The sequence below is a fragment of the Donghicola eburneus genome, assembly GCF_900115865.1.
Taxonomy (GTDB): Bacteria; Pseudomonadota; Alphaproteobacteria; order Rhodobacterales; family Rhodobacteraceae; genus Donghicola; species Donghicola eburneus.
In genome coordinates, this window is the sequence record NZ_FOXY01000036.1 from 1 (window position 1) to 7,301 (window position 7,301).

4 protein-coding genes and 1 pseudogene are annotated in these 7,301 nt (G+C 54.2%); 3 read left to right on the plus strand and 2 right to left on the minus strand.

Annotated elements, in window-relative coordinates; genetic code table 11:
• Nucleotides 1-375: 375 nt before the first annotated feature.
• Entirely contained in the window at nt 376-2,250 is a 1,875-nt protein-coding gene (locus BM225_RS21165; protein ID WP_092465504.1) for a TniQ family protein, read from the minus strand.
• A gap of 649 nt (nt 2,251-2,899) precedes the next feature.
• Here BM225_RS21165 and BM225_RS21170 point away from each other — a divergent pair.
• The 3 genes from BM225_RS21170 to BM225_RS21180 are packed head-to-tail and all read left to right on the plus strand — an operon-like array spanning nt 2,900 to nt 6,806.
• Nucleotides 2,900-3,640, plus strand: a complete 741-nt coding sequence (locus tag BM225_RS21170; protein ID WP_092465505.1) for a hypothetical protein — start codon at nt 2,900-2,902, stop codon at nt 3,638-3,640.
• Nucleotides 3,637-5,820, plus strand: coding sequence for an integrase catalytic domain-containing protein (locus tag BM225_RS21175; RefSeq protein WP_092465506.1), 2,184 nt, complete (start codon nt 3,637-3,639; stop codon nt 5,818-5,820). The genes BM225_RS21170 and BM225_RS21175 overlap by 4 nt, the downstream gene beginning before the upstream one ends.
• Entirely contained in the window at nt 5,817-6,806 is a 990-nt protein-coding gene (locus BM225_RS21180) for an ATP-binding protein (RefSeq protein ID WP_092465507.1), read from the plus strand. The genes BM225_RS21175 and BM225_RS21180 overlap by 4 nt, the downstream gene beginning before the upstream one ends.
• Before the next feature lie 301 nt (nt 6,807-7,107).
• Here BM225_RS21180 and BM225_RS22005 read toward each other — a convergent pair.
• A pseudogene (locus BM225_RS22005) lies at nt 7,108-7,301 on the minus strand (hypothetical protein); the annotation flags it as partial.

Below are 7,301 nucleotides of genomic sequence, written 5' to 3' on the forward strand. Positions count from 1 at the left end.
TTGGTTTGATGCGCCCACGAGTCTTTCTGATTTGTCTCATCCGCGGAGAGTTCAGTTAGAAATCGAATGACTTGGTTGGCAGTGGACGCCGCACATCCTCTTACTGGATATTTTCTAGTGAACCCATGAAGGGCTCCTTTGAGGCACTATGTACCTTGGCGAACATCATCTAGTAAATCACCGCTTCGGGCCGCTCAGGCTAGAAGTTAAGTCCGATCAACCCGACTTTGCAAAGGGCGCAATCTGGGCATTGCCGACTTTGGCCTGCGGAAAATGCTGCGGATGCATCGAGAGTCCGGTTTGGTGAGGCTCCACTGCAGCGCTGTGTGTCCGGTCAAACCGAGGCTGCGGAGCAGATTTTCATTTCAGCAAAGCTCAGAAGCTAAACTCTCTCTGCCTTGCCTCTGAAAGCTGGAAGACACAAAGCACTGCTTTCGAGCGTGGGAATAGGTTGCCGAAGTCTTGGCCATCTGGCCTGAATGGTTTGGCACCTTCAGCCCTCAAGTTTGCTAGTATCGTATTCCTCGATAGCCCAGTTTCTTCCATCAGCATCGTTGGCGTAACGAACTTCTGTCGAAACGCGGCGATGTCTTCTGCATCCAAAAATCTCCGCGGTGCTCGGCGATTGGGAACCTGCACCAAGCGTGACGGCGAATGGCCTGCTTCTAAGAATTGAAGGAATTTCCCACCGTCACGAAGGCCGATCTGCCGTGCAAAGACTGCTGCAGGCACCAAGCCTTCAACAGATAGGTTCGCACGCGCATGTCTTGTCTTCAGAGCATCGACGTTTGACTTCAAAACATGAAACCCGCTAAAGCCTGCCTCGCCCTTGGGTTTCGCTAGCTTCATCCTCGACTTACGGATTTGTCGTAGGAGCTGGTCAAAACTCAAACCCGCGCGGGCCCGTGCCTTGATGAGGCGTTCCCAATCTGATCCGAGTCCCTCAACCCTGATGGCCAAGCCATCCAATTCTTCGATGAGTGTCATCCCGTCAGACACCAGCCAGGGCGCCTTGATCGTAGAAATCTTCGTGCGCGGAGCAATCGCACCATCTGTTGCCAATGCTTCGAATTCATGTCGTGTCGCGCCCATCGCCTTGCACATCTCGGCATTGCCCACGCGCTGGGGAATTTCTGCGATCAGATCCCGAAAAGGTCCGGCGGGAAACGTCTGCCCCATGTCGATGTCATTGAGGGCACCCGCTTCAACAAGTAACTGGCCCATGAGCTTCGGGCCGATGCCCGCGTCTTGTGCAGCTGCGTTGATCGCGTAGAGCCGCCGTTCACTGAGGCTTTCTCCCAATACATCCTCGCCCGATGCGATGGGCCAAGTGTCAAGGATGACCTTGCGCATTATCGCTCGAAAGTCTTTGAAGAGCTCGTCTTCGAGATGGGCGCGGGCCATGTCACGATAGAGCTGACCGAAGGCCTTGTTGGGCGTACTGGTGCCCGCAGGCGCGCGTGCGGCCAGCCGTTCCAACGCGTCACGTATCGCGGCAGGGCCTCGTCTGACGACGTCAAAGCCAGCGGCTTGCGCAGCGCGTTCCGGTTCATAGAGGTCTTGGCACTTCCACAGGCTCTGCCGAACGAGTTCTTTCCCGAGAAGTCGAATGAATGTTGTGGCGGCATAAAGAGGTTGGTCAAACAGCCAAGTATCATCGGTGCCGCTGGCCAATCTTGCATCCAGCCATCGATCATAGGGGGAAGGGACAACTGGTACGCCAGCCATGGCCCCATTGCCAATCTGGTCTTTAAGGATATCGAGATGCGCCCCAATGTTCATGCGTGACGGCAAACTTGTATCATGCCAAAGGTCGACGAGGGGACGTCCATGCCTCACGCAGATCGTGGCATCACGCAGTTGCCAGTCGCCGCGCATGACCATCGAACGGGAGGGCGCTCCAGGTCCGTTGTCGAAATCTTCTTTCAGACAAGCAGGGCAGCCTCGCATGGTTGGATTGCGAAGTGCCCGGGATACAAAGATTTCATCCCGAAACCGCATCCGAACGTCACCGACCGCCTGACCTGTCCATGAAACAAGCTCGTCGATTTGCGCCTCTGTCAGCGCAGAGAGTTCGGCGAAGGTTTTGAGATCGTCCGCATTCAGATTGATAAGTCCGCGGTAGGACACACCCATGTCCGAGCAGAACTTGAGAACAGAGGTGCCATTCACTGCCGCCATTCTCGAAAGAAAAGAGGGGAGGGTTTCTCGATCCTGAGGGTCTACCCGAAGGGCTAGAGGGGTGCCCATGCTGAAAGTCTCCGACGTTGCCTGCTCGCGTTTTGCTTGTGACCCCCATTGTCTGCGTCGCTAGGAAAAAATCAAAAGCTAATCGCGGACGCTTTGAGCAGGGCGAGAGCAAACAAAGGAGGGAGTAGTCCGCGTCGAATCAGGGCCCGCCCGTCTCTCGAAAAGAGAGGTCGATTGATGTCTTGTGTGGGTTGAGCAGGACGCGCTGCAGTTTCAGCTGTTTTTTCCTTCGAGGAACAGGAGGCGAAAGACCTGCGAGGATCGTCGGCCTTTCTAAGAAACTTCGTTTTTCTTCGGAGGCGTAGTTTCTGCGCTCTCTTTGAGTTGGAGGAATGCGTTAAAGAAAACTCGCAAAAACAATGTGTTGACTCAAATTCATCTGTTGCGAAGATTTCTGGAAATTTTTCTTTTGGTTTTTTTGAGAAAATGATGACCTTTGCTTTTTGCGAAGGTTTGACCGTTCTTGTGCGGGGATCTCCGCGAAAAAGAAAACCCGCACCGAGAGGCGCGGGTCCGGAAGTTGGGGCAAAGATCGCCCGTGTGTCACTTGCCAAGCTAGAGGCCAAAAACGGCCCAGGCAAGCGCGGTCTGTGCTCCGGAAATAGAAATTAATCACTCGGAAACCCGCGTTTCCGGGAACGGAGACGGCATGTCGAATTACAGAGACTGGGTTGGCGAAGATACGCCTCCAAAAAAGAAACTACCCGCCCTGGATGTGGGGCCAATTCACGGGGTCCTTGCCTTTGAGGGCGCGCGCAACCCGCTGACGCGAAGCAACACAGCCAAGCGGATATCGGCTGCAATAGCGACGCCGCGAACAGGCGGCGTCCGTCAGGTCTATCACTTCGACGGGGAGGCGGAGTTCTACGTCGCTGTGGAAGCGCTTCTTAGCCCGGACCTGTATGGGCTCGAGGTGCAGTTGGCACCGATCGATTACTACGATCGCCGCTCTCGAAAATGGCGAAAGCACTATTTTGATCTTCGCCTGACATATGCTGATGGCCATCGGCGCGCGGTATTTGTGCGCAATGGGACATCGCTGGCAAAGCAAGAGACACAAGACGAGATCGAAGACATCTTCGCCGCTTTGACCCTCGATTTTGCCGACACCGCCTGCGTCGTGAATGCAGATCAGTACACCAAAGCCTACAAGGATAATTTGCGTCGGCTTTGGGAGTGTTCGAAAGTTCAAGACGCAGAGGCGGACGGGATTGTCGAGAAAGCCGCGCGAGAAGAGAGCTATTGGCTACTCAGGGATCTCATCTCGAAATGTCCGATTGAAAATTGGCGGGCTTTCCAAGCTGCGATGCGTCTCGTGGCGCGCAAAGTGCTCCGGGCCGACCTCTATGGAGTGCTTGATTACACATCGCGGGTTGCGCTTCACCCATGAGCCGCGCGCCGTTGTATGCGATTCCGAAAGGTTCTGTTCTCAAGTGGGATGGGCGCACACTGCGTGTAGCAGTCTGCGAGGAGGGCAGCTTTGCGGTTGAATGTGAAGATACAGGAGAGTGCTTTTCCTTATCTCTGGAAAAGGTTGAGGCGGCCATTCGAGCGCGCGACTGTGATGTCATTTCGCCACGAGATGCGGCAAAGCGCAAAGAATTACTAAACTACACAGGGGGATTTGAAGAAATTGAACAACTCCCAAAGGAAAAGCTACCGAGTGTCCAAGCGATTGCCGTGTTGGTGTTGGCGATATGCGAAATAAAATCTGAAGGGATAAAGGTCACCCAGCGGAGCATGGACAAAGGTGGAGAACACCGGCAACTCGTTCTTCAAAGAGCGCATAAGCTCGCGCCACAATTCGGGTTTTTAAGATCTCAGCGCGGCGGAAAGTTGGCCGAGGGTTTCGTGGTTCCGCAAGGTCGCACTTTGGCTCGTTATTGCAAAGTCTTCGACCAGTTCGATGGAAACCTTGTTGTTTTGGCGGATCGAGACCATCTGAAAGGGTCTCGAGCACCCCGCTTGGTGGCTTGGCAGCAGAGGTTCGTTAAAAAAGTCATCGACAGATGTCTTCGAGAGACGAAGCCGTCAATTTCGAACATCTACATTCTTGAAAAAGCTTTGTTTGTTCGAACAGAAAAGGACAAAGCGCTTTGCGCGACCTGGCCTTCGATTACGACAGTCCGAAATCACTACAATGCAAAGTCCGTAGTAGCCAAAGCGCTTGGGCGTGATGGTCAAGAACATAGCGACAACCTTTATGGCGCCGGCTCGACGGATATCCGCGCACTCATACCTGGCGGTTATCTAGAAACGGACCAATACCTTGTTTCCATTTTTACCAGAAACGACGGTAGATTAGTGGCAAAGCATATTGATCCCGATACTGCTCCAGAAGAGCTTCAAGAAAACGAGGTTTTTCGTTGTTGGCTGCACGTCATTATAGACATGGCGACGCGTATGCCACTCGGTTGGATCATCGCTCAATCAGCTGATGCCGACCACACCATGGCGCTTCTGCGTATGGCCACACGTGACAAAACCAAGGAGAAGGTTCGATACAATTGTAGGAATGATCCAGCACCACCAGTACGGCTTGGCATGGTGTCCGCGGATAATGGCAGCGCGACCCGAAATTCCCAAGTGTATGCCGCTCAGCTTGGCATGGGAGTAGTTGTGAAGGCGAACCGGACCTATCACGCGAATGACAAGCCGCACATCGAGAGACTGTTCGGAACGATACAGGGCAAAGTGCTCAGCATTCTGCCGGGCTACACCGGCAGCCATCCAAAACATTTGCCAGGGTATCACCCCAAAGGCGCGGCAAAGGTCACTCACGACCAACTGTATGGCATGATTACGCGGTACCTTGTGGACGAGTATCCGTATGATGAGCACCACGGCACCGGTATGTTCGGGATGACGCCCAAAGCAAAGCTGGAAGAGGCAATATCACGTTACGGACTATTACCGCCGCACCCTCAACGCGACCGCATCCTGTATTTGGGGGTGAAACGCGAGGTGAGCACGACCTCGGAAGGGGTCAGGGTTTTCAACATCCCGTTCAACTCCACGCAGCTTCAGCGCTACGCCGATGGTGGCTCGAAACGCGTCACTGTGCATTTGGATCCAGACGATCTGCGTCAGGTTCTGATTACTGCGGAAGGGCTGGATGAGGTGCTGGAGGCACGTCTGAGCATGACTGTCTTCAAAGATCTGACTTTGGAAGAAGCGGTTGAGGTTATGGAGGCCGCAACCAGGGATAATCCGACGAGAGGCGCCTTGCATAAGCGCGAACTGGAGCTTTCGATCGAACAAAGGGCGCGAGACGTTCACGCCTTTGAAGACGCCCGTGATCCTTCGAATTATCGAACGATTGAGCAACTGCAAAGGCGCGCCGACAGGACGCTCCGCGTAGAAGAGCGTCCGTCCTCCTATCTTGGACCAACGGTGGCTCCTGGTGCCATCATGGATCGGAACTCTGCAGTGGGGGTGGTTTCTGTGAAAGCCACTGCGGGGAACCCTCCGCAGAATGCTCCGACAGAAGGTGCGTCCAGCGGATCTGAAAAAGCTCCATCTGACATCAAAAACATGACCTTCGGCCCAGTAAAGGATAGCAAGCTTTGACCTCTTCTTTTGTGATCCCATCCCTTGCCAACTTGAATGCCGATCTTGCGCAACGGCATTATCCGCTGGACCGTGGGCAGGAGCTTCATCGGGCCTTCGCGCAGTGCTTCAGCCGCCATCTTGGTCGACTACGGTCAGAGCAGGCCTTCGAGGCGCGGAGCCTGTTGGTCACGGGACTGTCGGGATCAGGAAAGTCGAAAGAAATCCTCCATCTTCTCGATCTTTTCTGGAAGGAAGCGGTCGAACTCCCCTGTGGTAAACCTGCCCGTTTCGTGCGCTGCGTTCTCGATGCCAAGGGCAGCTGGAAAGATCTCGGTCGCAAGACCCTTCATGCTCTGGGTTATCCAATTTCAAACAAGACCCGACGGACCCAGTTTGAAATCTGGGAGATGGTGATGACCCAAGCTTCGCTGCAGGGGGTGGTCGGTATTCACTATGATGAAGCACAGCACATCATGCGTGGGAAATCTGATGCGGACGTCATGACCGTGCTTGATGCCTTCAAGACCCTTATGAAATCCAGTGATTGGCCACTCATGCTGATTTTGTCAGGTGTTCCCGAGCTGGGTGATTACGTGCAGCGCGAGCCCCAGTTGGATCGATTGATGACGCGTGTCGCGTTCTCCGAGATCGCTACAGGGGAAACCGAGGCCGAAATCGCGCGGGACTATGAGATCATGAACGACATTGTCGGCAGCTATGCCCTCAAGGTGGACCTTCCTGTTGCACCAGACCTTCAAACTGGAGCGTTTCTCCATCGGTTGGCGACCGGCGCGTCGTTCCGATGGGGGCTGTTGATCGAGATCGTCATAGACGCGATCGGATGTGCCGTGTCTCGGGGTGCAGATGCGCTCGAAGTGGAAGACTTTGTGACGGCATGGTGCGAGAAGACCGGGTCAAACCAGTTGGTGACACCATTCACTCATGATGCCTACGAGCGCGTTTTCCGACGAGACCGTCCGTTCCGCGCTTCGCTCACCGCGTAATCTCTTCCAACATCATCGTCCTGTCTGAACCCGCGCAATTGCGCGGGTTTTTTCGTGGGTCAGGGTAGGGGGAGGGGCTGCGAAGACTGCCGAAATGGCTGCGTAAGCTTCTACTTTCTGCGCACGCTTTTGGTTTCTCGGACGGTGAGGGGGTCGTAAGATATTGATAAATATATGATTTAATGCCGATTCGGTGCGAGGTGTCCGATCTTGCGCACTCTTTTGGTTTTTCTGACTTCTCATGAGAAAGCAGAATTGCGAAACTACCTCTGCACAGAGGGCAGTGACGACAGACCCCTCCCTATATCTTTGCGCTGGTTGGTTGGTTTTGCTTGTTGCTGTTTGATTTTGAGTATTTTGGATTTTTTTGAGTTTTTTGGATTTTGTGTTGATTTGGGGGTTGCGACTCTTTGTTGGTATCCGTAGAAGGCCCCTCACCGGCGGCGCTGAGGCGCGGTTGGGGCGGACGGGACGGTCGGAAGGCTGGAAGGTTCG